The 25,929-nt window shown below is 61.0% G+C and carries 25 protein-coding genes and 1 tRNA gene; 19 read left to right on the top strand and 7 right to left on the bottom strand.

What is annotated here, in order from left to right:
- The 10 genes from FAZ21_RS09760 to FAZ21_RS09715 all read left to right on the top strand — a co-directional run.
- Positions 1-822: RHS repeat-associated core domain-containing protein (locus tag FAZ21_RS09760; RefSeq protein ID WP_136773254.1), on the top strand; the 822-nt coding region annotated here is incomplete at its 5' end.
- Position 823: 1 nt separating this feature from the next.
- Positions 824-1,327, top strand: a complete 504-nt coding sequence (locus tag FAZ21_RS09755) for a hypothetical protein (protein ID WP_136773253.1) — start codon at positions 824-826, stop codon at positions 1,325-1,327.
- Positions 1,328-1,626: 299 nt separating this feature from the next.
- A complete protein-coding gene (locus FAZ21_RS09750) occupies positions 1,627-2,040 on the top strand; it encodes an RHS repeat-associated core domain-containing protein (protein WP_136773252.1) in 414 nt (137 codons plus the stop codon).
- Positions 2,041-2,134: 94 nt separating this feature from the next.
- Positions 2,135-2,539: a hypothetical protein gene (locus FAZ21_RS09745; protein WP_136773251.1), complete on the top strand. Its 405-nt coding sequence runs from the start codon at positions 2,135-2,137 to the stop codon at positions 2,537-2,539.
- Positions 2,512-3,597: an RHS repeat domain-containing protein gene (locus FAZ21_RS21065; RefSeq protein WP_136773250.1), complete on the top strand. Its 1,086-nt coding sequence runs from the start codon at positions 2,512-2,514 to the stop codon at positions 3,595-3,597. The genes FAZ21_RS09745 and FAZ21_RS21065 overlap by 28 nt, the downstream gene beginning before the upstream one ends.
- Positions 3,598-3,648: 51 nt before the next feature.
- Positions 3,649-4,119 carry a hypothetical protein gene (locus FAZ21_RS09735; protein WP_136773249.1) on the top strand — a complete coding sequence of 157 codons (471 nt, stop codon included), beginning with the start codon at positions 3,649-3,651 and terminating at the stop codon, positions 4,117-4,119.
- A gap of 493 nt (positions 4,120-4,612) precedes the next feature.
- A complete protein-coding gene (locus tag FAZ21_RS09730) occupies positions 4,613-5,065 on the top strand; it encodes a DUF2214 family protein (protein ID WP_136773248.1) in 453 nt (150 codons plus the stop codon).
- A 385-nt stretch (positions 5,066-5,450) separates the two neighbouring features.
- Entirely contained in the window at positions 5,451-6,077 is a 627-nt protein-coding gene (locus tag FAZ21_RS09725; RefSeq protein ID WP_136773247.1) for a LysE family translocator, read from the top strand.
- A gap of 105 nt (positions 6,078-6,182) precedes the next feature.
- A complete protein-coding gene (locus FAZ21_RS09720) occupies positions 6,183-7,859 on the top strand; it encodes a VRR-NUC domain-containing protein (RefSeq protein WP_136773246.1) in 1,677 nt (558 codons plus the stop codon).
- On the top strand, positions 7,856-10,156 hold the full coding sequence (locus FAZ21_RS09715) for an ATP-dependent DNA helicase (protein ID WP_136773245.1): 2,301 nt from the start codon (positions 7,856-7,858) through the stop codon (positions 10,154-10,156). Before FAZ21_RS09720 ends, FAZ21_RS09715 begins: the two co-directional genes overlap by 4 nt.
- A 190-nt stretch (positions 10,157-10,346) precedes the next feature.
- Here FAZ21_RS09715 and FAZ21_RS09710 read toward each other — a convergent pair whose 3' ends face one another.
- The gene (locus FAZ21_RS09710) at positions 10,347-11,033 is read right to left on the bottom strand and encodes a peptidoglycan DD-metalloendopeptidase family protein (RefSeq protein ID WP_136773244.1); all 687 of its coding nucleotides are present in this window, start codon (positions 11,031-11,033) and stop codon (positions 10,347-10,349) included.
- 230 nt (positions 11,034-11,263) lie between these two features.
- Between FAZ21_RS09710 and FAZ21_RS09705 the strand changes: the two genes are divergently transcribed.
- The 8 genes from FAZ21_RS09705 (at position 11,264) to gor (ending at position 19,962) form a co-directional block, all read left to right on the top strand.
- Positions 11,264-12,019, top strand: a complete 756-nt coding sequence (locus tag FAZ21_RS09705) for a S24 family peptidase (RefSeq protein WP_169307329.1) — start codon at positions 11,264-11,266, stop codon at positions 12,017-12,019.
- Positions 12,020-12,436: 417 nt separating this feature from the next.
- Positions 12,437-12,865 (top strand): Mor transcription activator family protein, encoded by a 429-nt coding sequence (locus FAZ21_RS09700; protein ID WP_136773242.1) that lies wholly within the window; start codon positions 12,437-12,439, stop codon positions 12,863-12,865.
- 1,491 nt (positions 12,866-14,356) lie between these two features.
- Positions 14,357-14,629: a hypothetical protein gene (locus FAZ21_RS09695; protein WP_136773241.1), complete on the top strand. Its 273-nt coding sequence runs from the start codon at positions 14,357-14,359 to the stop codon at positions 14,627-14,629.
- Between the two features lie 37 nt (positions 14,630-14,666).
- The gene (locus FAZ21_RS09690) at positions 14,667-15,644 is read left to right on the top strand and encodes a lysozyme family protein (protein WP_136773240.1); all 978 of its coding nucleotides are present in this window, start codon (positions 14,667-14,669) and stop codon (positions 15,642-15,644) included.
- Positions 15,645-15,712: 68 nt separating this feature from the next.
- Positions 15,713-16,378 (top strand): hypothetical protein, encoded by a 666-nt coding sequence (locus FAZ21_RS09685; protein ID WP_136773239.1) that lies wholly within the window; start codon positions 15,713-15,715, stop codon positions 16,376-16,378.
- A gap of 370 nt (positions 16,379-16,748) precedes the next feature.
- Positions 16,749-16,823, top strand: a tRNA-Arg gene (locus FAZ21_RS09680).
- Between the two features lie 176 nt (positions 16,824-16,999).
- A complete protein-coding gene (gene pyk / locus FAZ21_RS09675) occupies positions 17,000-18,436 on the top strand; it encodes a pyruvate kinase (RefSeq protein WP_136773238.1) in 1,437 nt (478 codons plus the stop codon).
- Between the two features lie 167 nt (positions 18,437-18,603).
- A complete protein-coding gene (gor, locus tag FAZ21_RS09670) occupies positions 18,604-19,962 on the top strand; it encodes a glutathione-disulfide reductase (protein ID WP_136773237.1) in 1,359 nt (452 codons plus the stop codon).
- Positions 19,963-20,045: 83 nt separating this feature from the next.
- Here the strand turns inward: gor and FAZ21_RS09665 are convergent, their stop codons facing one another.
- The 5 genes from FAZ21_RS09665 to FAZ21_RS09645 are packed head-to-tail and all read right to left on the bottom strand — an operon-like array spanning position 20,046 to position 23,990.
- Positions 20,046-20,921 carry an SMP-30/gluconolactonase/LRE family protein gene (locus FAZ21_RS09665; protein WP_136773236.1) on the bottom strand — a complete coding sequence of 292 codons (876 nt, stop codon included), beginning with the start codon at positions 20,919-20,921 and terminating at the stop codon, positions 20,046-20,048.
- The gene (locus FAZ21_RS09660) at positions 20,918-22,774 is read right to left on the bottom strand and encodes a SulP family inorganic anion transporter (protein WP_136773235.1); all 1,857 of its coding nucleotides are present in this window, start codon (positions 22,772-22,774) and stop codon (positions 20,918-20,920) included. Before FAZ21_RS09660 ends, FAZ21_RS09665 begins: the two co-directional genes overlap by 4 nt.
- A 32-nt stretch (positions 22,775-22,806) precedes the next feature.
- Positions 22,807-23,247 carry a DUF6691 family protein gene (locus tag FAZ21_RS09655; protein WP_136773234.1) on the bottom strand — a complete coding sequence of 147 codons (441 nt, stop codon included), beginning with the start codon at positions 23,245-23,247 and terminating at the stop codon, positions 22,807-22,809.
- 9 nt (positions 23,248-23,256) lie between these two features.
- Positions 23,257-23,685, bottom strand: a complete 429-nt coding sequence (locus FAZ21_RS09650) for a YeeE/YedE family protein (protein WP_136773233.1) — start codon at positions 23,683-23,685, stop codon at positions 23,257-23,259.
- On the bottom strand, positions 23,682-23,990 hold the full coding sequence (locus FAZ21_RS09645) for an ArsR/SmtB family transcription factor (RefSeq protein ID WP_136773232.1): 309 nt from the start codon (positions 23,988-23,990) through the stop codon (positions 23,682-23,684). Before FAZ21_RS09645 ends, FAZ21_RS09650 begins: the two co-directional genes overlap by 4 nt.
- Before the next feature lie 192 nt (positions 23,991-24,182).
- Here FAZ21_RS09645 and trxC point away from each other — a divergent pair, with 192 nt between their 5' ends.
- Entirely contained in the window at positions 24,183-24,605 is a 423-nt protein-coding gene (gene trxC, locus FAZ21_RS09640; protein ID WP_136773231.1) for a thioredoxin TrxC, read from the top strand.
- A 328-nt stretch (positions 24,606-24,933) separates the two neighbouring features.
- Here trxC and pbpG read toward each other — a convergent pair whose 3' ends face one another.
- Positions 24,934-25,740, bottom strand: coding sequence for a D-alanyl-D-alanine endopeptidase (gene pbpG, locus FAZ21_RS09635; RefSeq protein WP_246038577.1), 807 nt, complete (start codon positions 25,738-25,740; stop codon positions 24,934-24,936).
- Between the last annotated feature and the right edge of the window lie 189 nt (positions 25,741-25,929).

Raw genomic sequence — 25,929 nt, 5'->3', positions numbered from 1 at the left:
AACATCCCCGTCGCCGTCGTCCAGGCCGCCACCCCCGCCCCCAAGCTCTACTACGCCTGGAGCGACCACCTGGGCACCCCTCGCCAACTGAGCAACCCGGCCGACAACAAAATAGTGTGGGAATGGGCCATCTCCGAACCGTTCGGCCACAGCACCGCCAACGCCGATCCGGATGGCGACGGACAACAACTGGTCTACAACCTACGCTTCCCCGGACAATACTTCGATGCCGAAACCGGGCGGTACTACAACTACTTCCGGGACTATGATCCGCGGATCGGGCGCTACATCCAAAGCGACCCGATCGGGCTGGCGGGAGGGATTAATACTTATGGGTATGTGGGGGGGAGTCCAGTTCTTCTAACAGACTCTAGAGGTTTATTGCCTAGCTCTTGCACGGCCTCGCCCCAAGCCGCTGCCGCATGTGCAGAAGCGAGTGGTGGCGGTGTTGTAGTACTAATACCTACGCAGCCACACCAAAGTACTGGGGAGACCGAATGGACTCCACGCCCGGGTGCTACGCATCCAGAAAAAGATGAGGTAGAAGAGGCGAGAAATTGTCCCCGATTCAATAGTGACTGCGCACAATTGTCATACAGCATTGATGTTCTGTTGCGGGACCTAAAATTTAGGCGTTGGGACTTGCAGAATTATGCGCGACAATCAGGAAGGTTTGACCCAGGGCATGTAGAGCGATACAACATTATAAGGTCTGAGTTAAGTTTTTTGGTGTCCGCAGCAAAAGCTAGAGGCTGCCCGTACAATAAAGATGCAGATCGGGAAATTACTCTTGGTCCTAAGTCTCCGACAAATAGGTACTAATATGAAATATTTGGCCTCCAGAAATCATACAATTGCTATTGATGTGGTTAAGGGAAAGGAGGATTTTGAAGTTGTCGCATATGCTAAGGAAATTGGCAGTAAAAATTATTTTGAAATAGAAAACTCAAGATCGTTTGGGTTTGATGATTTTTATAAAAAAATTGGATGTTTTTTCAATCGAGAATCATTGTTGGGGGAAAAATATCCTTTCGGGATTTTACTTGCTCATATTGAGCAGTATAAAAATAATCTATATGGCTTTTTGGTGTTGGCCGATTCGGGTGTCAGTGTTGATTACGTGCTTGCTGTTCAAGAGTCGTATGTTCAGTATTTTTCATTGGAGATGGCATCTTATTTTTCGACTATGGATGAATCTGATATAGTTGTTTTTTCCAAGAAAATAGAAGATTTGATATGCGTGAATGAAGATCGATCAAATGCTTTGGGACTTAAGTGTTTTTATGAGCGATGGAAGCTGATTTCTACCCCTCGAGCGATGACTTAAATTTCCGATGCTGACGGCTTTATTCCTCAAAGCAACCTATCCGACGACAAACCAAATTCTTGGATTGAAGATGTCTCGTACTCAAATTTATTCTTGATAATATGGGGAAATTTTCTGACGATTTTGGTGTTTATAAAAATGTTGAAGAGAGAGTCAAGATCCTAAGTGGTTCATTAATAAAGAGGGGCTAGCTCCTTTTTTTGCCACACGCCAACTGAGCAACCCGGCCGACAACAAAATATTGTGGGAATGGGCCATCTCCGAACCGTTCGGCCACAGCACCGCCAACGCCGATCCGGATGGCGACGGACAACAACTGGTCTACAACCTACGCTTCCCCGGACAATACTTCGACGCCGAAACCGGGCGGTACTACAACTACTTCCGGGACTATGATCGCGGATCGGGCGGTACATCCAGAGCGACCCGATCGGGCTGGCGGGGGGATTAATACTTATGGGTATGTGGAAGAAAGCCCGCTCAGGTATATTGACCCTAATGGCAATTCTGCTCTTGAAAAAATTGGTGACTGGTTTGATTCTGGCGAGAAAGCATATCTTGGAATTTCTTGCTCGAAATGGGTCGTTAGATATCAAAAAGCACAATTGGACTGTGCAAGAGAGTGCCCGGCAGGGGCTGATTCGAAGAAATTGTTAGAGTTTGTGGATAAATACAAAGCTTCTTTTTGGGGCAGGCTCAATATCTTTGTGTAGAGCAAAAATCGGCACGGGAGCTCTTGCAAAACTACTTGATGCTTGTAAAGAGATACCATATTCAGTTACCCCATAATTTTCAGATGAGATGGCGATGAAAAAGAGAGTGCTAATTTTTGGTTTGTTTTTTTTCTTGTTTCTTTTTGCTGTGCTTTACATCAAGAATGCGAAGAGCAAGGAAGTGCCTTCTGAAGTAAAGATATATGAAATGATGAAGACGGCTGATGAAGATTCAGTTATGGAGGAAATAGTCGTTTCTTTGGCAAAGGAAGGCGGGAATAAAGTAAATTTGTACGAAGCGCTCTCGGGATATTTATCCAAAGATTGTCGAGCAAATTATTTTCCTGTTTTCTTACTTAAGTTGGCAGCAAAGGAGGCTCGAAATAATGGAAAAATGGAACGGGCTATTGGATTGGAAAATGAAATAGAATTATTTATGAAAAAGAACCCTTCTTTGAAAAGAAGCGGGATGTGTGGAGACACGGCAGGTGTAAGTTAAAACACAACCTACTTCTGGTCAGTTGCCTTCGCTATCGCCTCCAATACCATTACGACGTCGCCGGCAACGTCGTTAACGTCGGCGCCAACGTCTACAACAACGCCGGCCGCATCCAGCGCAGCAAAAGCGGCACCGTGTGGTGGGACTACCGCTACAACGCCCTCGGCCAACGGGTCAAAAAGACCGACAACGCCAGCAACACCACCCTGTTCATCTACGACCAACAAGGCCAATTGCAGGGCGAATACGACAGCACCGGCCAAGCCCGGCTCGACACCATCTGGCTCGAGAACATCCCCGTCGCCGTCGTCCAGGCCGCCACCCCCGCCCCCAAGCTCTACTACGCCTGGAGCGACCACCTGGGCACCCCGCGCCAACTGAGCAACCCGGCCGACAACAAAATAGTGTGGGAATGGGCCATCTCCGAACCGTTCGGCCACAGCACCGCCAACGCCGATCCGGATGGCGACGGACAACAACTGGTCTACAACCTACGCTTCCCCGGACAATACTTCGACGCCGAAACCGGGCGGTACTACAACTACTTCCGCGACTACGACCCGCGGATCGGCCGGTACATCCAGAGCGATCCGATCGGGCTGGCGGGAGGGATTAATACTTATGGGTATGTGGGAGGGGGACCAACCGGTTATATCGATCCATATGGCTTAGATGCCATTCCCTGGAGGGCCGCCTTGCCGGCGGCGGGGACTGTGGCGGCAGTTGATGGGCCATTTCCTTTTGGTGATATTGTTGCGGTGGGTATATTGGGGGCTGTGGCGATATATAACGTGACTCAGGGTGATCCCCAAAAGGCGAATTGCCCACCTGTTCCAGATGCGGTGCCAGGCAACTTATGTGAACAATTGGCGCTTGCGGAGGCAAAAGCCGGGGCAGGAACGGAGGTTATGTCAAATCTGGAGGATGAGCCAAGATTGAAAGCGCACTATGGCAATGGGCCATGGGTTAAGAAACGTCATGTCAAGATTGCCCAGGGGGGAAAAGAGTTGTTATTCATTACTTCCATAGCGTCTCTTCGGGAGTTAATGTTGAATTGAAGTTTGTTAATTATGGTGGTGGAACCTGGACAAAAGGAGGGGCGAGCTGAGATGGATTTCTTTGACGTAATTGCTAAGAAGTTGTATTGCTTTTATTTTGATGAAAATGCCTCTGTTGAATTTGAGCGATGGCTTTTTTCTGACGCTGATGTTGAAAAAGAAATTGGCGAGGAAAGTTATCGAGAACTCATTGGTTTAAATTATCTTGATCCGCAAGAGCTTGATCGTGCGAAAGAAATTGTAGCTGAGATTTTCTCTAGAATTGCGCAGCTTGACATGTTTGCAGCCCGATGCTTGTTGGTTGCGGATGAAATGTTGTTGGGAGTTCGCTCTCTGCCTGAGGGGTGCAAGATTCTTGCGGATCTGGAGGTAGACCAAAAGGCGGATATCCCCTCTACATTTTTTGGGTATAGCACCGAATTGGAGCGCCTTGGTAAAGCAGGAGAGGACGCGTATAGAGAAAGAATTTTTTCTTCCGTAAAAGCTTTGATTCAAAAAATAAAGTTGGAGCGGCACGTTTGATTGGCTTTGCTTGCCTCGGCCTGAGCCCGAAACTCTTATAAAGCCCAGGCTGAATACGCGTTGAAATATTTTTCCTTAATTGCTGTTGAAGCTTTTGGTGGGTATTTTAATTGGCTTTAACGGGGGGTGAATGATAGTGTAACCTCGGTGTGTTGGTTCGAGTGTTTGGCGTCTGCTGGAAAATGCCGGCTATTATATCAATTCAGGCGGATTATTTCTCATCAATGCAAATCTGATACTTGCATTGCGTTTCGATCCGCTAGGCAGTTATTTGTCAAAAAATCATTCATTGCCTTTTTTTGGTGATAAGCAGACAAAGAACAGGGGGGCAATGCTGTTGGTGATATTTATATGTATCTGGTGTTGATGGTTCGGTTCTTGGTTTGACTATTTCAAATTGGTTTCGGTGGGGTTTCAGTAGATCAATTCTCATTGCTGTGATGGGGTGAGCTGGGCTTATAATTGATCGGTTAATTTGGACTTTGGATTCCCCATGCTCCTCGACGCTACCCTCGCCGCAGCCCACTTCATCGCGATCTTCATGCTCATCACCTTTCTCAGCATCGAAACCGTGCTGTGCAAACGTGACTGGATGCCTGGGGCCGCAGCGCGATTGGCGCGATATGATTTGTTGTACTTCCTGATGGCGATGCTGGTGTTGGCCACGGGGTTGGCGCGGCTGTTCCTGGGCGTGCACGGCAAGGATTTCCTCCTGGCCAATCCCGTCTTCCACGCCAAGATCACCGTATTCGTGGTGATTGCCGCGGTGTCCATCTATCCGACCCGCCGGTTCCAGGCATGGCGCAAGGCGGCGCGTGCGGATGCCGGGTTCGTGCCGCAGCCAGAAGACCTCAAGCGCGTGCGTAGCTGTCTGATGGTGGAAACGCACCTGATCGTGCTGATGCCGATCTTCGGTGCTTTGATGGCGCGCGGCATCGGGCTGTAGTCGGGCGCTTTCGCCTTCGGCAAGTTCTCCGCCATGCGCGTAATGTGGTGCACGGTCTTGTTGCCATCGTGGCGGGCGTGTCAGGCCACATGCAACGCGGTTTTTTTACCGGTACGAGTGGGGCGACGCGGGGAGGGCATCGGTAGGCAAGCACTGCTCGGGCTGCATGGCGCTCAGGTCGGGGCGGGTGGCGGTGCCGGTACTATCCAGAAGCTGGACACCCCCAATGCGCCTGGCGAGGTACTCGGTTGTCGTAGCGGCCGCTGGTTGCCCGTATCGTCGCGACGGCCGTTCCGCCATCTGTCCAATTCGAGCTAAATGCCTTGGCGGCAGTGTCGGCGGCGGTGTGCCATCGTGATGCACTTCGTTTGCACGCGATTCACCCATGACACTCGCTACCCTGTTGCTCTATATCGTTGCCTGTTTTGCCGTGACCGTGATGCCCGGCCCGACCATGTTGCTGGCGCTGACCAATGGGGCTTCTCGCAATCGCCGCGTGGCCTGGATGGGCATGCTGGGCGCTGCATTGTCGGATCTGCTACTGATCGGCGCGGTGGCCATTGGCCTGGGCGCGGTGCTGGCCGCGTCGGAACGGTTGTTCTCGCTGGTGAAATGGCTGGGTGCGCTCTACCTGCTTTGGGTGGCGCTGCAACTGTGGCGCAGTCCGGTCGCCGCGCTGGTTCCGATGGCTGGTGGCGCCGCCGGTTCGGCACGGCGCGCGTTCACCCGCAGCCTGCTGGTGGCGCTGTCCAACCCCAAGGGGCTGTTGTTCTTCTCCGCCTTTCTGCCGCAGTTCATCGATACTTCCGCACCGCAAGCCATGCAGTACGTGGTGCTGGCAGTGGTGACCGCGTTGCTCGATATCGCCGTGATGGCCGGCTATGCCTTGGGTGGTGCGCAGGCGGCGCGGCTGCTTTCCGTGGGTTGGTTGCGGGGCTTGAACCGGGGATGCGCGATGCTGCTGGTTTCGCTGGCAGGTATATTGGCCGCGTATCGCCACGCCAGCCGCTAAGGGGCGCGTGCCGCCCATCCGCAGTGTTGCCCTCGTTTTGAACGATCGTTCTATAATCGCGCAGTCATCGCCCAACCCTGGGCGGATGCCTGTCGGTTGTCGCCCATGCCTGCTCCACTTCCCGATCCTTTCTATTACCTCGGCAACTTTGAGCGCGTGTTGTGCTGGATCGCCGAGCGCTATGCCGATCTGCTGAGTGAGGAGGAATTCGCCTTCCTCGCCACCTTTCCCACGTTGCCGCAGTCATCGCGGGCCTTGCTGGTGCGCATGGCCATGCGCAAGGGCGATCTGTTCCGTGCCAGCAAGCTGCGTTATGACGAGATCGGTTGCCCGCGTGCTGCGGTATTGCCGTTACAAGCGTTGGGCTGGGTGGATGCCGCGCCGTTGCTCAGCCTGGAACAACTATTCGGCCTGCTGACCAGGTCGGAACTGGCCGGTGTGCTGGCTCCTGCCGCACCCGGCGCGCGGAAGGCGGACTGGCTGGCAGCCTTGCTGGACGACGCGCCGCCGCCACAGCCATTGGGCACGTGGTGCGTTGCACTGGACGACGTGGCGTATCGCATCACCATCGCCGAGCTGTGCGAACGATTGCGGTTGATGTTCTTCGGCAACCTGCGGCAGGACTGGTCCGAGTTCGTGCTGGCAGACCTGGGCATCTATCGCTACGAAACGGTGCCGCTGACCCCCGATTCTCGCGGCTTCCAGCAGCGACAGGACATCGACGACGCGCTGCAACTGCACTGTGCGCGTGATGCCATGCGCGAAGGTGCGATGTTGGCGGACGTGCTGGCGCAGGTACCGCCCGCCAGAACGGGCAACGCATGGCTGGCCGGCCGGCGCGCGCGGTTGCTGTTCCAGATCGCGCAGCAATACGAGCGCCAGTGCGAATGGGATGCCGCGCTGGCGCTGTATCGCGATTGCGGTTACCCCGGTGCGCGGGCGCGTGCCATCCGTGTGCTGGAACGCAGCGGGGACGATGCCGCTGCCTGCGCGCTGGCCGAAGCCGCGCTGGCGGCGCCGGAAAGCGATGCCGAACGGCAGCAATTGCTGCGTATGTTGCCGCGCCTGCGACGTCGCGCCGGCCTGCCGTCGGCGCGTATTGCACGCCCGATGGCGACCGAACGCCTCGACTTGAGCCTGCCCCGGCCAGCCCAGCCATACCCGGTGGAAGCACTGGTGCGCAATCATCTGGCGCAACCCGACGCCCCGGTGTTCTACGTCGAAAATGGCCTGCTGGGCTCGCTGTTCGGGCTGTTGTGCTGGCCCGCGATCTTCGCCCCCGTGCCTGGCGCCTTCTTCCACCCATTCCACCACGGCCCGGCCGACCTGGGCAGTCCCGACTTCCATTCGCGTCGCCGGGCGCTGTTCGATGCTTGTCTGGCGCAGCTCGACACCGGGCAGTATCGCGACACCATCCGCGCGCAATGGCGCGCCAAGCAGGGTATCCAGTCGCCATTCGTGGCCTGGGGCCTGCTGGACGAAGCACTGCTGGAACTGGCGTTGCATTGCCTGCCGCCGCCGCACCTCAAGCGTTGCTTCGAACGCATGCTGCGCGATGTGACCACTCATTGCGCCGGGCTGCCGGACCTGATCCAGTTCTGGCCGACGCAGGGCTGCTATCGCATGATCGAGGTGAAAGGGCCAGGCGATCGCTTGCAGGACAACCAGTTGCGCTGGCTGGCGTATTTCGCCGAGCACGGGATACCGGTGGCGGTGTGCTATGTGCAGTGGGCATTGGATGCGCCCACGCCGCAGTCCGACGATGTGACGGCTAGCGTATGAACGCGCCGGTCACGTCCACCGTGGCCCGCTACACCGTCGCGGTGCGGGCTTTGTGCGAGTTCACCGCCAAGCGCGGTGATCTGGACTTGCGCTTCACCCCGGCACCCACCGCGCAGGAAGGGATCGCCGGCCATGCCACCGTCACCGGGCGCCGCCGCGCCGGTTATCTGCGCGAGGTGTCGCTGCAAGGCGAACACGGGCCCCTGCTGGTGCGTGGCCGTGCCGATGGCTACGATCCCTGGCGGCAGCGGCTGGAGGAAATCAAGACCTATCGTGGCGATTTCCAGCGCATCCCCGACAACCACCGCGCGCTGCACTGGGCGCAGGCCAGGATCTACGGCTGGCTGCAATGCCAGACACTGGGCCTGGCGCGGATCGAGCTGGCGCTGGTGTATTTCAACATCGTCACCCAAAAGGAAACGGTGCTGGACCAGACCTGCGACGCCGCTGAACTGCGTGAGCATTTCGAGCAGCAGTGCGGGCTGTTCCTGGCCTGGGCGGAACGCGAACTGGCCCACCGCGCCGCCCGTGACACGGCGCTGGTGGCGATGGCGTTCCCGCATGCTGCATTCCAGCATGGCCAGCGCGAACTGGCGGAGTCGGTCTACAAGGCTGCCAGCACTGGCCGCTGTCTGATGGCGCAGGCGCCCACCGGCATCGGCAAGACCATTGGTACCGTGTTTCCGCTGCTGAAGGCCTTTCCCGGGCAGTGCCTGGACAAACTGTTCTTTCTTTCCGCCAAGACGCCGGGCCGCCAGCTGGCGCTGAACGTCCTGGCACAACTACGCGGCCCCGCTCCCGGCCTGCCGTTGCGCGTGCTGGAACTGGTGGCGCGCGACAAAGCCTGCGAACACCCGGACAAAGCATGCCACGGCGAGAGCTGCCCGCTGGCCCAGGGTTTCTACGACCGGCTGGCCGCCGCGCGCGAGGCCGCGCTGGCACTGGGCTTCATGGATCAGGAGGCGGTGCGCGCCGCTGCGCTGGCGCACGGGGTCTGCCCCTACTATCTGAGCCAGGAACTCGCGCGCTGGAGCGATGCGGTAGTGGGGGATTACAACTACTACTTCGACATCAGCGCACTGCTGTACGCACTGACCGTCGCCAACCAGTGGCGCGTCGGCGTGCTGGTGGACGAAGCACACAATCTGCTGGAGCGCGGCCGAGCCATGTACAGCGCCGATCTCGACCAGGCCGAGTTCCAGATCCTGCGCAAGGCCGCGCCCAAGCCGGTGAAGGCCGCGCTGGACAAGCTGAACCGCGCATGGAATGCGCTGCACGACGCTGACGGTGCCGTCTACCGCGTACTGCCCGCCGTGCCGGAGGCATTCCAGGGCGCGCTACAGCGCGCCAGTGCCGCGGTGATCGACTACCTGACCGAATACCCGGCCGACAGCGATGCCGGCCTGCAACGCTTCTATTTCGATGCCATGCACTTCCTGCGGCTGGTCGATACATTCGCCGAGCATTCGCTGTTCGACGTCACGCTGCGTGCCGCTGCCGGGCGTCATCACCGCCAGAGTGCGCAACTATGCCTGCGCAATGTGTTGCCGGCGCCGTTCCTCGCCCCGCGTTTCGCCGAGGCGCATTGCGCGGTGCTGTTCTCCGCCACGCTCAGCCCGACCCATTTCTACGCGGACACGCTGGGCCTGCCCACCAATACCGCATGGATCGACGTCCAGTCGCCCTTCAGTTCGGACCAGCTCACGGTACGGCTGGCCGGGCACATCTCCACGCGCTACCCAGACCGTGCGCGCTCGGTGGCGCCCATTGTCGAGTTGATTTGCGCGCAATACCGCCAGCAGCCGGGCAACTACCTGGCTTTTTTCAGCAGCTTCGATTACTTGCAGCAGGTGCTGGCGCAGTTCGCATCGGATCACCCGGATATTCCCACCTGGTCGCAGTCACGTGGTATGGGGGAGGAGGCGCAACGGCAGTTCCTGGCGCGCTTCGACGCGGACGGCCAGGGCATCGGCTTTGCGGTGCTGGGGGGCGCCTTCGCCGAAGGTATCGATCTGCCAGGCAGTCGCCTGATCGGCGCCTTCGTCGCAACGCTGGGTTTGCCGCAACTGAATCCGGTGAACGAACAGATCATGCAGCGCATGCAAACGATCTTCGGTGCCGGTTATGACTACACCTATCTCTATCCCGGCCTGCAAAAAGTGGTGCAGGCGGCGGGCCGGGTGATCCGCACCCGGCAGGATCGTGGTGTGGTCTACCTGATTGACGATCGTTTCACCCGCAGGCAGGTGCGGGCCCTGCTGCCGGACTGGTGGCGGGTAGAGCGGATGACGGGCTGAGGGGGCTGAAGATCAAATTCCAGGTCTTGAACCACAGCGGGCACGGAGAACACGGCGTTACACAGAGCAACCGGAGGCACCCCTGCAAGCTACTCGAGATAGGGACTCGTTTTTCCTCTGTGAATCCTCGGGATTCTCTGCGCCCGCTGTGGTTCAAGGTACGGGTTTCGTTCTGTAGGCCAATGCCATGTCAAGGAAGGAACGGCGCGGGGTTGATGGCGTTGCCTTTGTAGCGTAGCTCGAAGTGCAGCATGACCTGATCGGCGCCGCTGTCACCCATTGTCGCGATACGCTGCCCCTGCTTTACCTGATCGCCCTCGCGCGCCAGCAGCGTTTCGTTATGCGCGTAGGCGGTGAGGTAATCCTCGCTGTGCTTCACGATGATCAGCCGGCCGTAGCTGCGTATGCCTTCGCCAACGTACACCACCTTGCCGGCGGCGGCGGCCAGCACTGGGCTGCCACGGCTGCCACTGTAATTGATCCCCTTGTTGCGATTGCCGTCGAAGCGGCCGATTACCTTGCCCTGGGCGGGCGGTGCCAGACGTATGGCCGGCGCTTTGGGTGCCGGGGACGGCGTGGGGCGCGGGGTCGGGTCGGGGCGGGAGGGCGTGGGTGATGTGGGCCGCGTCGTGCCGCTGGTGCCAGGCGGCGAAACCCGCAGTAGTTGCCCGGCGGTGATTGCGGTCGGGTCGCTCAGCTTGTTCCAGCGCGTCAGTTCCGCCACCGTACGGCCATGGTTTCGCGCGATGCGATACAGCGTATCGCCCGATTTCACCCGATAAAACCCATTGCCGGCTGGGGGCGCGTCGGGCGTGCTGCCGCAGGCGGCCAGCAAGGCGGCGGTCGTCAGACACAGCAGGGAACGGCGTACGGTCATGCGGGATGGGCCGGTCAGGGAGAACTTGGATTTTAGCGACCCGGGCGGGATGGGGGCAGCCGAATCTTGCACCTTGCAGCACGGATACCGCTGCTGTTGGGAGTGCGGCGCCAGCGCGCAGCCAGTGGAACTGGCAGGAACTGTCACCTATAGGTCAATACTTCTTTGCAATAACAGAGGTGTTTGTTTATCATTACAAACATTATTGCAATAAAGCCCTGGTGATTGTCGTGACCAATAGCTATACCGAACGCCTGTTGTGGGCGATGAATGAACTACCGTTGTCGCAGGGGCGGCCTGTCGTGGGGCAGACCGAACTGGCGCGGGCGGTGGCGGTGAAGCCGCAGTCCATCCAGTACCTGTGCGATGCGCGTAACCAGGCCAAGGGCAGCCGGCAGACGCCGGCCATTGCGCGTTACCTGGGGGTTTCGGCCGACTGGCTGGCCACTGGCGTTGGTACGGCGCTGGACGGTGCGCCCTCCAGTGGAGGCGCACCCAACGTGGCGGCTGTGCCGCCCCGGCCGTTGGCGGTATGGGACAATGAGGACGAGCTGGATTCGGATGTCTATGTGTTCATCCCCCGGCTGGACGTCAAGGCGGCATGTGGCTCGGATGGCAAGGTGATGTGGGAAATCGATCAGGAAGGACAACGCAATGCGTTCCGGCGCCGCTGGGCCGAGCGGCTGGGTATCCGCCCGGATAATTCGGCCACCATCGTTGCCGAGGGCGACAGTATGGAGCCGCGTATCTGCGATGGCGACAGCCTGGTGGTCGATTACAAACAGACCACCATCCAGGACGGCAAGATCTACGCGCTGAGCTGGCAGGGCGAATTCTTCGTCAAGCGGCTGTACAAAGAGCCGGGCGGCGTGGTGGTGCTGCATTCCGACAACGAAGCCAAGTACCCCGAACGGCGCCTGTTGCCGGAGCATCTGGCCGAACTGGAGGTGATCGGGCGCGTGGTGGCTGTCAGCGGCGGCATCTAGCGCTCCCCCGCAAGGCCCCGGGCCCGCCTGATGGCGGGTTTTTTCATGTCCGCTGTTCGGCCGTCGCCTACCTTGATTACAGATATATCTGTTGACCGTATCTGCATTTGTTTGTAGAATGCTACTAGTTGATTTGTAAGAAGCCGGAGGCCGCACCAAACAGGGTCTTCCGCGCGATTCGTATCGACGCTTGCCGCCGATGGGGCGCGCAAGTTCCGGCGCGATCCTTCGATCGCACCCGGCTACAGCAGAACGTTGCCGCCGGGCGTCTCTCAACGCTGAAAGATTTGAAATCTTGAAAGGATGGGCCACACGCCACCACGCGTCGCACGGCGACGGGTGCCGCATCGCGCTGCCGATGCAGCCGGACAACTTCGGATGGGCGTTTATTTCAATGGATAGTCGAGGAGTGAATGAATGAAGATGGAAACGTTCGATCTGAGCGAAATGCAACCGATGGCCATGCAAATTGGCGAGTTGCCGGACACGGTTCAGGAAATTGCCGTTGTGGTGGGGCTGCCCGCAGCCTTGAAAATGGTTCGTCAATATGGCGGCACCTCATTGCATATTCCGCAAGGTAAACATCGATTGGGGAAGTCGCGCTACGAAGAATTGGCACAACTGATTGGTGCCGATGAAATCCAGCGATTGGCGGAGCATTTTCGCGGCTGCGACGCCATTTATATTCCGCGCTGCGCGAAAATCCTGCGTGCAATGCGCGATGAGGCCATCCGCAGCGAATTCGACGAATATACCCGCGAGGAATCAGCCAACCGCGCAGTGACCAAACTGGCACGCGACCATGACCTGTGCGAACGGCGGGTGTGGGAAATCCTCAAGGGCTGAGCTGGCCACGTTCCACCCCAACCCGTTTGTCTTTTTCTTCCTCATTCATTCAATCCCATGATGCCATGCCCTTCGCCGCCATTCTGCGCGCCTGAAGCATTGCGGGCGTGAACCTTCATCTTGTCTCCTCGGCAATTCGAGGAAGCCCGGCTTTGGCCGGTTTTTTTTTGTTCCGGCTTTGTCTCCACTGAATCGATTCCTCCAATACGGCACCTGCGCCGGGCGCAGGATGGCATTCACCGCGTAAATCAAAGAAAAGAAGCGATGCATTCAGACTGAGCGAGCATGGATCAACTGAATTCCATCACTCCCGGATGAGTCGATGCCATGGTGCAAAATGTTCTTCATCGAATTGAAATGAATTGCCCATCGGGGCGGAAGAGGGCCGGAAGTCAGGGATGGACGACGCCACCCACATGGTGTGGCTGTGAACCTCAGCAACGGCGAGTGCTTTCTGCCGCTATTCGCTCTGATCCGATCTGGCCAAAGGGTGAATGCCTGTCGGGGGCCATTGCGCGTCGCCGGTCGCGTTGAAGATCGGCGATGGCGACGTCCGGCCGCCGCAGGAAGGGAGCCGCATGCGCTGCGGTGGAATGAGCCACCAGCGCGGCGCGCGCGCTCCGCATGCCGCCGCCCCGTACCGGATTCCCGGTGCGAGGGCGGCGGCCCGGAGTTGACCAGCCGGTCGCTGGGCTGATGCCCACTGGCGAGACTTGATGGGAGCTTGCAAGGTATTTCATGCGGTGACACCGGCTGACCTACGGCGCTGGCGTGCTATGCGCACGTCCGGGCGGCGTTTGCCGGCGAGGCCGGCGAGCTGGCCAGGCTGGCGGCAGCCCGGACGAATCCCTGGGTCGTTTCGAAATCGATAAAGGGCATTTCTGAGGAACCGGACAAACCATGGAACGCCTGGCTTGATCACTTTGCTGATCGTCGAAGGGTCGGGCACGGGCTGCACATTGTATCGTTAGCGATATATACCCGCCAATTCGATGCTTGCCGATTTCAATTGCCCCTGGCTGTCAGGATAGCCGGTTAACACCGGGCTTTTTTCGCCTGGAATTGTTTGTCTAAAGAATATCGAATCGGCAAGGTTGGGTGTAAAGAGGCGCGCCGATTGCGGAAGTGAAGCAGATCGTACCGTCACCCGGGCTGGCTTGGGCCCAGCTACTGAACCCCGCCAAGCCCTGCTGGGGGACATTGGCGCGGTTTAATGGCTATGGCAGGGCATAGGGCTGCAATGGATGCCATGGGGAGTGGTGTTGGTTGGTCATGCCTGATTCGGGCGTGTTCCAGCGCAGCGGACACGGTCATGGCACAGCAATTGGAGTAGCTGACAAAATCGGGTGCGACGGTTTTGCCAAGGAATGTAAAACACCCTGCAAATCAGATGGCACAAGGCGTATGCGAACAGGGCCCGGCCATAAGGGTTTTGTGAGTCGTTTTCAGGGGGTTAAAGCAGTGGAAGACAATATCAAACGATTATTGGGCGTGGAAATCGATACCCGAATCAATCTGGGGGAAATCTGCTCGGCGATCTGCATCATGGCCGGGTTGGTCTGGTTTGCCGCGGGGATCGAGAAGCGCGTGGCGCTGGTGGAGCAGCAATTGAGCATGCAGCAGGCGCAGCAGCGCGAGCGCGACGAACGACAGGATCGGCAGGTGGCCGAAGGGCTGGCTGTGCTCAAGAGCGATCTGGGTGAAATCAAGGGCAGCGTCAATCGCCTGGTCGATCGCGAACTGGATCGCCGCAGCGGCAAGTGAAGCGCTGCGGCATAGAACTCGAATCATGGAGAACACGATGAAGGAATTCTGGAGTCGGGAGTTGAAACCGGACCTGGTGCGCCTGGCGCTACTGGCCGCGGTACTGACCGCGTTGCTACTGTTGGCGGGATTGCCCGTGGCGGCGCGTTTCGGTCTGGATGGCGTAGGCTATTTTGCGGCGATGCTGGCGCTGGTGTTCGGCTTGTCGCACGTGCTGACCCGCGCCATCGTGCCGCGCGTGGGGGTGCAGCGCATGGCGAATCGTGCGTCCATTCATCCGATCGGCGCGGCAGTGGTCTATGCCAGCACGCTGGCGTTTCGCCTGGGCGTGGCGGCGCTGCTGGTGTGGCTGCTGTCGCCGCGCGCGCTGGCGGCGGATATCGCGGCGCTGCCGGCGAATGCGCAACGCAATTTGCCATTGCTGAGCGAGGAGCAGGCGCGCTGGTGGCCCGAACTGCGCACGCTTTCCACGCTGGCGGCGCAGGTGGAACAGGAAACCTGCGCTGGTCTGAAGTCGGCCCGGTGCTGGAGCGAACGCGCCGAACTGAAGACGCCGCGCGAATACGGCTTCGGGCTGGGTCAGTGCACCACGGCCTATCGGGTGGATGGTGCCGAGCGCTTTTCCTGTCATGCGGCGCTGCGGGCGCGCCATGCCGCCGCGTTGAGCGCCTGGACCTGGGCCAACCGCTTCGATGCCCGGCTGCAACTTCGTGCGCTGCTGTTGCAGGACAAAGCGCTGTACGCCGCTACCGTGCGCCATGCGGCGACGGAGCGCGATGCGCTGGCATTCATGCTGAACCAGTACAACGCCGGTCCGGGCATGCTGGCGAAGAGTCGCTCCGATTGCGCCCGGCGTGCGGGATGCGATCCCGGGCGGTGGTTCGGTCATGTGGAAGTAGCGGACGGGCCGAGCAAGGTGGCCGGCTATTCGCGCAGCTTCCATGCCATCAGCCGCGAATACGTACGCAACGTACTGGTGATCCGGCAACCGCGTTATACCTTCCTGGATGCCTGAGATGACCCGCGGACTAAAGGCATTGCGACGCTGGATGGCTTGGTGGTTGCGGTTCTGGGATGTCGCTCATGCGGAGCGGCTGGCAATCGGTGCTGTTTCGCCCGGTACCTGGCGGCGGATGGCGCGCGCGGCCCATCTGGAAGGAGGCGGCCGGTGATGATTTCGCGCATGCGCTGGGCGGCGGGATGCTTGCACTGCTCGCCATTGCGGCGTGGGCTGGCTACTGCTGGCGGGGCGAGCGCGCGTCGATGGCCGAAGATGTCCGCCCGGCGGCGCAGGAACGGCAGGCGGATGGCAGCGTGGTCGCCACGCGGGTGCCGACTGCTCGCCCCGATCCGCCACCACACCTGCTACCCAGGGGGGCGCAGGAGGAGCGCCGCGTGGCGGTGTGGGTTCAGGTGCCGCCGGTGACGCCAGTGGTCGATGCCATGGGGGTGGTGCATTGCGATTGCCCGCCAGTGACCGTCGATCTCAGTCTGGTGCGACTGGACGGCGGCCGCCGTGTGATTGCCAGTTCGCCGAATGGCGTGGTGCTCGATGCGCTGGACGTGCCTATCGACCCTGCGCCACTGCCGCCCGCACCCCGGCCCTGGGCCGTTGGCATGAGCTATGGTGTGCGTGGAGAACTGGGGGCCTGGCTGGAGCGCGACGTCGGGCGTGTCCGGCTGGGCGCGGATATCCAGCAGGAGCGGGACGAATGGAATGCGCGGCTGCGGGTGGGCTGGCTGTTTTAGGATATTTCCTGTCCAATGCCACGCCTGACCTGTGTTAACAATGATTTGGCGGTTCACGTTGGCTGGATTGCGGCTATGGTCAAAGCCACCCGTATCCTTGCCGAGTGCGCTTCAACACATCGCTGATATTGTCTGCGGCAGGTCAAGCTCCTTTTGATTTGTCGCGCACGGTGCCCGCGGTTGCTCGGTATAATGCGGCGCTTGTCGGGAGTAACCGGTGGACATCGGCGTGCTAATTGCATGTTGGCCACGATAATCCCGCAGTGAGCATGCCGGAAAACCAAGCAACTGATGTCGCGTAGCGCCGGGGGTAGCAAATAGCTTATGCGATTGACTTACTTGAATTTTCAGTGATCGGCATCAAGGCAGAGTCTCCGTAGTTAAATGGATATAACAAGCCCCTCCTAAGGGCTAGTTACAGGTTCGATTCCTGTCGGGGGCGCCAGCGAATGAGTGTTCGAATTATGCGTAAGGACGTTTCCGGGCCCATCGGACCCTTCGTACCCACAGCGCGCGGCGTTGCCGCCGTCATCGCTGCGCCCGCCGCAGCCGCCCTTTCTGGCGCCACTGCCTGCATCCCGAATACACAATCAAATCAATAGATCGACAGGAGCAAACCCTATGTTACGCAGCACCAAGATCGTTGCTACGCTCGGCCCGGCATCCAGCGATGCCGCCACGCTGGAGCGCCTGCTTGCCGCCGGTGTGAACATGGTCCGGCTGAATTTCTCCCACGGCACCGCGCAGGACCATGTGGACCGCGCCGCCCTGGTGCGGGATCTCGCCCGCAAGTCCAACCGCGCGCTGGCCGTGCTGGTCGACCTGCAAGGTCCGAAGATTCGCGTCGGCAAGTTCGAGAAGAACAAGGTCGATCTGAAGAATGGCGCCAAGTTCATCCTCGACTCCAACTGTGAGCTGGGCAATCAGGAGCGCGTGGGCCTGGACTACAAGGAACTGCCGAACGATGTCGAAGCTGGCGCGATCCTGCTGCTGGATGACGGCCGGCTGGTGCTGGAAGTGACCGATGTGCTGGGCTCCGAGATCCACACGGTGGTGAAGGTGGGCGGCGTGCTGTCCAACAACAAGGGCATCAACCGCCAGGGTGGCGGCCTGACCGCGCCGGCGCTGACCGCCAAGGACATGGAAGACATCAAGACGGCCGCCAAGCTGCACGCCGACTATGTTGCCGTATCGTTCCCCAAGTCGGGTGCCGACATGTACATGGCCCGCACGCTGTTGCGCGCCGCCGGCAGCAAGGCGCTGCTGATCGCCAAGATCGAGCGTACCGAAGCCGTGGCCAATCTCGAGGAAATCCTCGATGCGTCCGACGGTATCATGGTCGCGCGTGGCGACCTGGCCGTTGAAGTGGGCGATGCCGCTGTGCCGGCGCTGCAAAAGAAGATGATCAAGCTGGCCCGCCGCAAGAACAAGCTGACCATCACCGCCACCCAGATGATGGAATCGATGATCACCAGCCCGGTACCGACCCGCGCCGAAGTGTCGGACGTGGCAAACGCCGTGCTGGATGGCACCGATGCCGTGATGCTGTCGGCCGAATCGGCCAGCGGCAAGTTCCCGGTGGAAACCGTCGAAGCCATGGTGCGCGTGTGTGTCGAGGCCGAGAAGTCGGTGGATCGCAAGGTCAGCGACGAAGTGCTGGGCCAGGGCGATTTCAATCGCATCGACCAGAGCATCTCGATGGCCGCGCTGTTTGCCGCCACGCATCTGAACGTGCGCGCTATCGCCGCGCTGACCCAGTCGGGTTCCTCCGCGCTGTGGATGAGCCGCTTCGTATCCGGTGTGCCCATCTATGCACTGACGCCCGAATTCGACACCTACAGCCGCTTGGCATTGTTCCGCGACGTGTTCCCGGTGATGCTGGCCAATGAGAACTCGGATCGCGAGAACCTGCTGGTGCGCGCCGAAGTCGAAATGCTGCGTCAGGGCATCGTCCAGAATGGCGATATCGTGATCTTCACCTTCGGCGACGTGGTCGGCATGGGTGGGGGCACCAACAGCATGAAGATTGTCCGCATGGGTGATCGCAAGGCGCGTTGAGCTGCCTGACGCCGATTGCATCCAGACAAGCCCCGGCCTCGGCCGGGGCTTTTCATTTCGGGGCTTTGGGGCATTGGCCGCTAAACTGGCGAGGTGGCGTGCAGACGCACGTGAATGGGCCGGGTCAGTCGGTGCAGCGGTACGGCCCGCGAACAAGAGGAAGAGACATGTCCGGTTTTGATTTCGATCTGTTTGTCATCGGGGGTGGTTCGGGCGGCGTGCGCGCGGCGCGGATCGCGGCGGGGCATGGCGCGAGGGTGGCCATCGCCGAGGAGGACCATTTCGGGGGCACCTGTGTCAACCGCGGTTGTGTGCCGAAGAAGCTGATGGTCTATGCCAGCCGCTATCCGGCGGAGATCGCCAGTGCCGCGGCTTTTGGCTGGCAGGCATCGGCCACGGGGTTCGACTGGTCCACGCTGATCGGCAACAAGGATGTGGAAATCGAACGTCTCAACGGCATATATCGCCGTAATGTCGAGGCATCGGGCGTGACCGTGTTTGCCTCGCGCGCAGTGGTGACCGACCCGCACACATTGCAGCTGGCCGACGGGCGCAGCGTCACGGCGGCCCATATCCTGGTGGCGGTCGGCGGCCATCCCGATCGAGGTCATGATTTCCCGGGTCGCGATCTGGCGATCACCTCGGATGACGTCTTCCACCTGCCGGCCTTGCCCCGACGCGTGCTGATCGTGGGGGGCGGCTACATCGCGGTGGAGTTTGCCGGCATCTTTGCCGGTCTGGGCAGCGAAACCACCTTGCTCTATCGCGCCGAGCACCTGCTGCGCGGCTTCGATGACGAACTGCGGCTGGCTTTGGAAGACGCCTACCGCCAGCACGGCATCACGCTACGGGCGCAAGCGCGCGTGCAGCGGGTCGAGCGCGCTGGCACGGCGTTGGCTGTCACGCTGGAGGATGGCGGCACGGTGGAGGTCGATACCGTCCTGTTATGCACTGGTCGGCGTCCGAATACCACGGGCCTGGGCCTGGAGGCGGCCGGGGTGGCGCTGGATGAGAAGGGCGCCGTGCGGGTGAACGAGTTTTCGCAATCGAGCGTGGCGTCGATCCATGCGGTGGGTGACGTCACCAACCGCGTCAACCTGACCCCCGCGGCGATCCGCGAGGGGCAGGCCTTTGCCGATACCGTCTTTGGCGGCAAGCCGACGCCTGTCGATCACGCGGTGGTGCCGACCGCTGTGTTCTCCACGCCCGAACTGGGTACGGTCGGGCTGACCGAGGCGGCCGCGCGCGAGCGTTACCCGCAGTTGAAGGTCTATCGTTCCAGCTTCCGGCCGATGAAGGCGTCGCTGTCCGGCGGTAGCGAGCGCGTAGTCCTCAAACTGCTGGTCGATGGCGCGGACGATGATCGTATCGTCGGTGCCCACATGCTGGGCGAGGGCGCCGGCGAATTGATCCAGTTGCTGGGCGTGGCGCTGACGATGCGTGCCACCAAGGCCGATTTCGACCGTACGCTGGCCGTGCATCCGACCGTGGCCGAGGAGTGGGTGACGCTGCGCACCGCCAGTTGAGGTGCTGACCAGAGGCAGGGGAAAGCAGGCTCAAACGCTTGCTTTCCTGCTTTCCTCCACCCGTACTGAGAACTCCTCGCTCCTCACCCGAACCGGCATTCCGGCAAACCGCGCGCACCCACGTCGGCAATGTGGAATACGGCGCCAGCGTTCATATCCGCCACGCGCGCGGCATCGGACATGCCAGCGGCGGCGCTGGTGACATACAGCGTGTCGAGCGCCGTTCCGCCCAGCGTCAGGCAGGTGATCTGCCCGGTGGGCAGAGCCACCGCTTGCAGCAGGCGCCCATCCGGATCGTAACGCGCCACGCGCGAGCCGCCCCATTCCGCGCTCCACAGGCACCCGTCGGCATCCACGATGGCGCCGTCGGGATCGGCATGACCATCACCGAGATCGACGAAAACGCGGATATTGCCGGTCTGCCCGCTGGCCGCGTCGTAATCGCAGGCCAGGATGCGCCTGGCCGGCGAGTCGCAGAAATACATCGTGCCCCCATCCGGGCTGAAGCAGATGCTGTTGGAAATTGCCACGCCGGGTAGCGACAGGCGCTGCAACTCGCCGGTGCGGGTATAGCGGTAGAAGCCCGCCGTCTTGTCGCTGCCGCCCTCGTTCAGCGTACCGAACACGAAGTTGCCGGCGCGGTCGCAACGGCCATCGTTGACCCGATGCGCCGGCTGGTCGGGTGCCACTGGTACCAGGTGATTCAGCTCGCCAGTTGTGGTATCGAAGCGGGCCAGGCCTTGCTCCAGGCCCAGCAGCAAGACGCCGGTGTCCTGGGTCAGCGCGAAGCAGCCTAGCCGTTCCGGCAACGACCAGTGCCGCTCGATGCCATGGGCGGGGTGGTATTGCCAAAGCGTGGCAGCATGGATGTCAGTCCACCACAGCACTTCCAGGCGATCGTCCCAGAGGATGCCTTCCGACAGGCCGAAACGGGTGTTGCTGAGCGGTTGCGCATTCATGGTGCGGGCGGTTCCTCTTCAGGGATGGGATGGGTCGGGATCTGCTCCGGGGGCATTGGCGCGGGCGCTTCGGCCATGGGGGCGGTCAGCCGGTCCACGGCCTGGTGGGCGCTGAGAAAGACCCGCTCCAGCAGGCCGCCGAGCAGGCCGCTGGGTGCCAGTGCCAGCCGCAGCGGCACTTTCAGTTCCGCCAGATGCAAGGTCACGCCGCGCCCGGCCAGTGCCCGGTCCAGTTGTGCCAGCGCCTCGGCGGCACTGAAGTCCATGCTGGCCACCCCGGACAGAATCAGCACCACATCGCGGGTACCTGGATGCGCAGCCAGCAACTCCGCTACCCGGGTCTGTACGGCTTGCGCGTTGCCGAAATACAGGCTTTCGTCCACCCGCAACAGCAGCAGGCCGGGCCAGGTCTGGACCTGGAACCGCTGCACATTGCGAAAGTGCTCGGTGCCGGGCAGGCGACCGACCACCACCACCTGTGGCTGGCTGATGCGATGGATGAACAGGGCGAGCGACAGCAGCACGCCGCTGCCGATGCCGGGCAGCGCGCCGAAACCCAGCGTGACCAGCAAGGTGGCCAATAGCGCGGCGGCATCGCGCTTGTCGTAACGCCAGGTGGCCATCAACAGGCGCAGATCGATCAGCTTGAGCGCGGCCAGGATGATGGTCGCGGCCAACGCTGCGCGAGGCAGTGCCGCCAACCATGAGGAAAACCAGGTTGCAGCCACCAGCACCCACCCGGCGCTCAGCACCCCGGCCATCGGTGTGCGCGCGCCGGCATTGGCATTGACGGCGGTACGGGCGAAGCCACCGCTGATGGGCAGGCCTCCGGCCACGCCCGCCGCGATGTTGGCGGCGCCCAGCGCGATCAGCTCCTGGTCTGGCGATACGGTTTCGCCACGCGCCAGCGCCAGGCTCTGCGAGATGGTGATGCTTTGCAGGAAGCCGACCAGCCCCAGCAGCAGGGCTGGCATCCAGAGCGCGGCGATTTCATCCATGCGGAAGACCGGCCAGTCCAGCACCAGCGGCGCGGCGGGCAACGCGCCGACCAGGGTGGGCGCTTCGGGGGCATACGCGGCGTAGATCGCAAGGCAGGCCAGGATGGGTAACGGCGCCAGCCGAGCCGTCCAGTTTGCCCGCGTGGCGGAAACGCCCAAACGTTGCAACAGCCGGGGCAAGGTTTCCGCACCCAGCGCGAACAGCCCCAGTGCGCAGGCACCGAACCACAGCAGCGACAGCGACAATCGCGGCAAGGCATGCCACAGGCCGCGCAACAGGTCGGGCGCCAGGTTGCCCGACAGCGGCAGTTGCAGTAGCGGGCCGATCTGGCCCAGCGCGATCAGGATCGCGGTACCGCTGGTAAAGCCGCTGACCACCGGGTGCGACAGGAACTGGGTGATCCGCCCCAGACGCAACAGACCGCAGGCCACCAGCATTGCCCCCGACAGCAATGCCAGCAACAAGGCGGCGGCAACCGGGTCTTCGCCCCGGGCCACGATGGGGGCGAGCGCGCTGGCGGTCATCATCGAGGTCAGCGCCGTTGGGCCGACCGATTGGGTCATGGCGCTGCCGAACAACGCGTAGGCCAGCAATGGCAAGGTACTGGCGTAGAGGCCGGTCTGGGGAGGCAGCCCCGCCAGCAACGCGTAGGCGATGCTCTGCGGAATCAGCAGCGCCGCGACGATCAGGCTGGCGCCCAGATCGGCCAGAAAGGTGTGGCGGCCATAGGCGGGAAGCCAGCTCAGCATCGGCAGCCAGTGGCGACCGGGCCGCAGACGTTGGGCTAGGCGGGGCGTGGGCGAGGCGAAATGACGGCTGGGCATGGGGGTCGGGGGCAGGACAAGCCCTGGCATCTTATCCGGTTAGCGTGCCCCGTGTGGCGACCTCAGCACCGGGGGGCCGCTCTGCCTTCCAGCCAGCCATGGAGCCAGAAGCCCACCAGCATCGCCAGAACGAAAGGCCACACCTGCCCGGGAGCGAGTACCAGGGCCACGATGGCCGGCCCGGGGCAGATGCCTGCCAGGCCCCAGCCCACACCGAATGCCAAGCTGCCGAGGATCACCCGGTGGTCGATGCGGCGATTATCCGGCAGGTGCAGTGCTTCACCGGTGAACAACGTAGTCGAACGATTTCGCGTCAGGCCGAAGCCGAACAGGCCGACACCGATCGCGCCGGCCATTACCAGGGCAAGGCTTGGGTCCCACGCGCCGGCCAAGTCGAGAAACCCCGTTACCTTGGCCGGATTGGCCATGCCGGAAACGATGAGGCCGAGGCCGAACAATGCACCGGCGATGAATGAAACCAGGAGCGTTCTGGAGAAGGTCATGGCAGGGTCTCAGGCAATCAGCGCATGGCGCAGGAGATAAACGGTGACGAAGCCGGCGCCCATGAAGGCCAGCACCGCGACCAGCGAGCGTAGCGAAAGCCGGGACAGGCCGCAGACGCCATGGCCACTGGTGCAGCCATTGGCGTAGCGCGTGCCGATCCCGACCAGCAGGCCGGCGACGATCTGCATGCCGGGGCCGGCCTCCAACACGAAAGCCGGCATCAGGGCGAGCATCAGCCAGCCCAGGGGGGCGATCAGCAAGCCGGCGACGAAAGCCAGTTGCCAGCGCGCGGCCTTGCCGCCGACCAGGCCGCCAACGATGCCGCTGATCCCGGCGATACGTCCGGCGCCCAGCGCCAGCAGGCTGGCGGCGATGCCAATCAGCGCGCCACCGAGCAGTGCGCTCCAGGGGGTGAACGAGGTCCAGTCGATGGTCATGAGCGATCTTCCTTGTTGCAATACAAGCCGTGGAGCAGGGTCAGCGTGGCGCGGATTTCCTCGCTGGCCAACTGGTAGTAGATGCGCTTGCCATCACGTCGCGTGGTCACCACCTGTTCCGTGCGCAGCACGCCCAACTGCTGGGAGAGCGTCGGCTGGTGGATACCGGTGAGCGCTTCCAGATCGGAAACGCATCGCTCGCATTCCACCATCTGGCACAGCAGCAGCAGGCGGTCTTCATTCGCCAGCAACTTCAACAGTGCTACGGCCTGCGCGGCGGCATCGCGCAAACTGGCGATCTCCATGGTGGCGCTCCTTTAATATGTATTAATAGATAATATAAAAATATATTATGTTTGGAAAGAGAATATTTGTGATGGCTCCGGCCGGGGGCAAGCTGCCTTTGAGGGGGAAGGGCGTTCCGGGCTGCGGCAAACGTGGTCATAATCGGGCGCAACAACGCGACCGGGAGTCGCGGTACAACCTGGAGGAATGCCATGATCGTCGAATGTCCCCACTGCCATACTGGCAATCGCCTGGAGGGGGCCCGCCTGGCCGAAAGCCCTGGCTGCGGATCCTGTCACCAACCGCTGCTTGCGGGGATGCCCATTGCCGGGACAGCCGACAACTTTGCCGATCTGGTCAAATACAGCAAAGTGCCTGTGGTGGTGGATTTCTGGGCGCCATGGTGCGGCCCCTGCCTGTCGTTCGCGCCGGGGTTCGCCGCCGCGGCCGAGGCCTATGCCGGCCAGGCGTTGTTCGTGAAGATCGATACCGAGGCCCAGCAGGCGCTGGGGGCGCAATACAAGGTGCGCAGCATTCCCACCATCGCTGTGTTCGAGCACGGGCAGGAGCTGGAGCGGATGAGCGGCGCGTTGCCGGCGGGTCAGTTCAAGGCGTGGTTGACGCAGTTCTTCTAGGGCGTGTCGTCACCTGTTTCACGACAGCGTTCGGTGCAGTTCGGGATGCCGCGCCGGAAGCTGGACGCGTGGCGGTATGGATACCGCAAGCGGCCTGCGACACCGCGCGGCGCCCGAAATGCACCGAACCCGCAGGGCTGGGCCGAAAAAACACCATCCACTGCGTTGCACTCCTTGGCAATAACTGGTTATTGGCTGCGTCGTACGCCTGGTGGCTGGTGCTTTTTCGGCCCAACGCTGCCGCGAAACAGGTGACGATACGCCCTAGGACGCGCGAGCCAAACGAAAACGGCGCCCTGGGGCGCCGTTCTTGCGGATGGATACGTCTTCAGAACGTACTGGCATGTAGCCGGGCATACGGGCTGGTTTCCAGCCATTTGCGCACGCGCGTCGCATCGCCGATCCGGGTGTATTTGCCTGCCGAATCCAGCAGCACCATCACCACCGGCGAACCGTTGATCGTCGCCTGCATCACCAGGCAGCGGCCAGCTTCGTTGGTGTAGCCGGTCTTGGACAGGCCGATGTTCCAGTCGCCCTCGCGCACCAGTGGGTTGGTATTGCGAAACTGCAATTCCCGGCCGCTGATGTTGGAAACGAAGGAATATTCGCTCGACGTGGTGAAGTGGTGGATTTCGGGATATTGCCGCGCCGCGACCACCATGCGGGCCAGTTCGCGTGGCGTGGAAACATTGTTCGGGGTAAGGCCGGTCGCATCGAAGAAGCGGCTGTGCACCATACCCAGCTCGCGCGCCTTGTCGTTCATCCGCTTGAGAAAGGCCACCTGCCCGCCGGGGTAATGGCGGGATAACGCCGATGCCGCGCGGTTTTCCGAGGACATCAGGGCCAGCAGCAGCATTTCCGCCCGGGTCAGCGAGGTGCCCACACCCAGTCGGGACGACGTGTTCTTCAAGAGGTCCACGTCCTCTGGTCCGATGGTCAGCAACTCATTCATTGGCAGGCCGGCATCCAGCACTACCATGGCAGTCATCAGCTTGGTGATCGAGGCAATGGGCGCAACCTCGTCGGGGCTCTTCTGGTAGACCACCTCGCCGGTATGCTCATTCATCACGAGCACGCCGGCCGACTGCACGCCAGGGTGTTCGACCGAGCCGGCCACGGCGTGCGACACATTCACGCTGCTGCGCGCCTTCGCGGTGGCTTCCTTACTCAGATTGGCATTACGGGCAGTGCGTTTGGCGGAAGCAGTCTGTTTGCTGCTTGCTTGCTTGCCGTTGTTTTTTTGTGCCGCTTGGGCGGGGAATGTCAAAGCCATGGCCAGGAAAGCCAAGCTCAACATATTGATCCAGTTACGCATTTCACGCCT

The sequence above is a fragment of the Chitiniphilus eburneus genome (assembly GCF_005048205.1).
Classification (GTDB): domain Bacteria; phylum Pseudomonadota; class Gammaproteobacteria; order Burkholderiales; family Chitinibacteraceae; genus Chitiniphilus; species Chitiniphilus eburneus.
Note: the sequence above shows the minus strand (reverse complement) of the source record. Positions and strands in the feature narration are given on the sequence as shown.

Coding starts and splice junctions, on each gene's coding strand:
- FAZ21_RS09655 (WP_136773234.1), bottom strand. CDS start 23,247: ATGACCTTCTCCAGAACGCTCCTGGTTTCATTCATCGCCGGTGCATTG.
- FAZ21_RS09725 (WP_136773247.1), top strand. CDS start 5,451: ATGACACTCGCTACCCTGTTGCTCTATATCGTTGCCTGTTTTGCCGTG.
- FAZ21_RS09755 (WP_136773253.1), top strand. CDS start 824: ATGAAATATTTGGCCTCCAGAAATCATACAATTGCTATTGATGTGGTT.
- FAZ21_RS09745 (WP_136773251.1), top strand. CDS start 2,135: ATGAAAAAGAGAGTGCTAATTTTTGGTTTGTTTTTTTTCTTGTTTCTT.
- pyk (WP_136773238.1), top strand. CDS start 17,000: ATGTTACGCAGCACCAAGATCGTTGCTACGCTCGGCCCGGCATCCAGC.
- trxC (WP_136773231.1), top strand. CDS start 24,183: ATGATCGTCGAATGTCCCCACTGCCATACTGGCAATCGCCTGGAGGGG.
- FAZ21_RS09730 (WP_136773248.1), top strand. CDS start 4,613: ATGCTCCTCGACGCTACCCTCGCCGCAGCCCACTTCATCGCGATCTTC.
- gor (WP_136773237.1), top strand. CDS start 18,604: ATGTCCGGTTTTGATTTCGATCTGTTTGTCATCGGGGGTGGTTCGGGC.
- FAZ21_RS09735 (WP_136773249.1), top strand. CDS start 3,649: ATGGATTTCTTTGACGTAATTGCTAAGAAGTTGTATTGCTTTTATTTT.
- FAZ21_RS09690 (WP_136773240.1), top strand. CDS start 14,667: ATGAAGGAATTCTGGAGTCGGGAGTTGAAACCGGACCTGGTGCGCCTG.
- FAZ21_RS09700 (WP_136773242.1), top strand. CDS start 12,437: ATGAAGATGGAAACGTTCGATCTGAGCGAAATGCAACCGATGGCCATG.
- FAZ21_RS09715 (WP_136773245.1), top strand. CDS start 7,856: ATGAACGCGCCGGTCACGTCCACCGTGGCCCGCTACACCGTCGCGGTG.
- FAZ21_RS09720 (WP_136773246.1), top strand. CDS start 6,183: ATGCCTGCTCCACTTCCCGATCCTTTCTATTACCTCGGCAACTTTGAG.
- FAZ21_RS09665 (WP_136773236.1), bottom strand. CDS start 20,921: ATGAATGCGCAACCGCTCAGCAACACCCGTTTCGGCCTGTCGGAAGGC.
- FAZ21_RS09650 (WP_136773233.1), bottom strand. CDS start 23,685: ATGACCATCGACTGGACCTCGTTCACCCCCTGGAGCGCACTGCTCGGT.
- FAZ21_RS09660 (WP_136773235.1), bottom strand. CDS start 22,774: ATGCCAGGGCTTGTCCTGCCCCCGACCCCCATGCCCAGCCGTCATTTC.
- FAZ21_RS09750 (WP_136773252.1), top strand. CDS start 1,627: ATGGCGACGGACAACAACTGGTCTACAACCTACGCTTCCCCGGACAAT.
- FAZ21_RS09710 (WP_136773244.1), bottom strand. CDS start 11,033: ATGACCGTACGCCGTTCCCTGCTGTGTCTGACGACCGCCGCCTTGCTG.
- FAZ21_RS09685 (WP_136773239.1), top strand. CDS start 15,713: ATGCGGAGCGGCTGGCAATCGGTGCTGTTTCGCCCGGTACCTGGCGGC.
- FAZ21_RS09645 (WP_136773232.1), bottom strand. CDS start 23,990: ATGGAGATCGCCAGTTTGCGCGATGCCGCCGCGCAGGCCGTAGCACTG.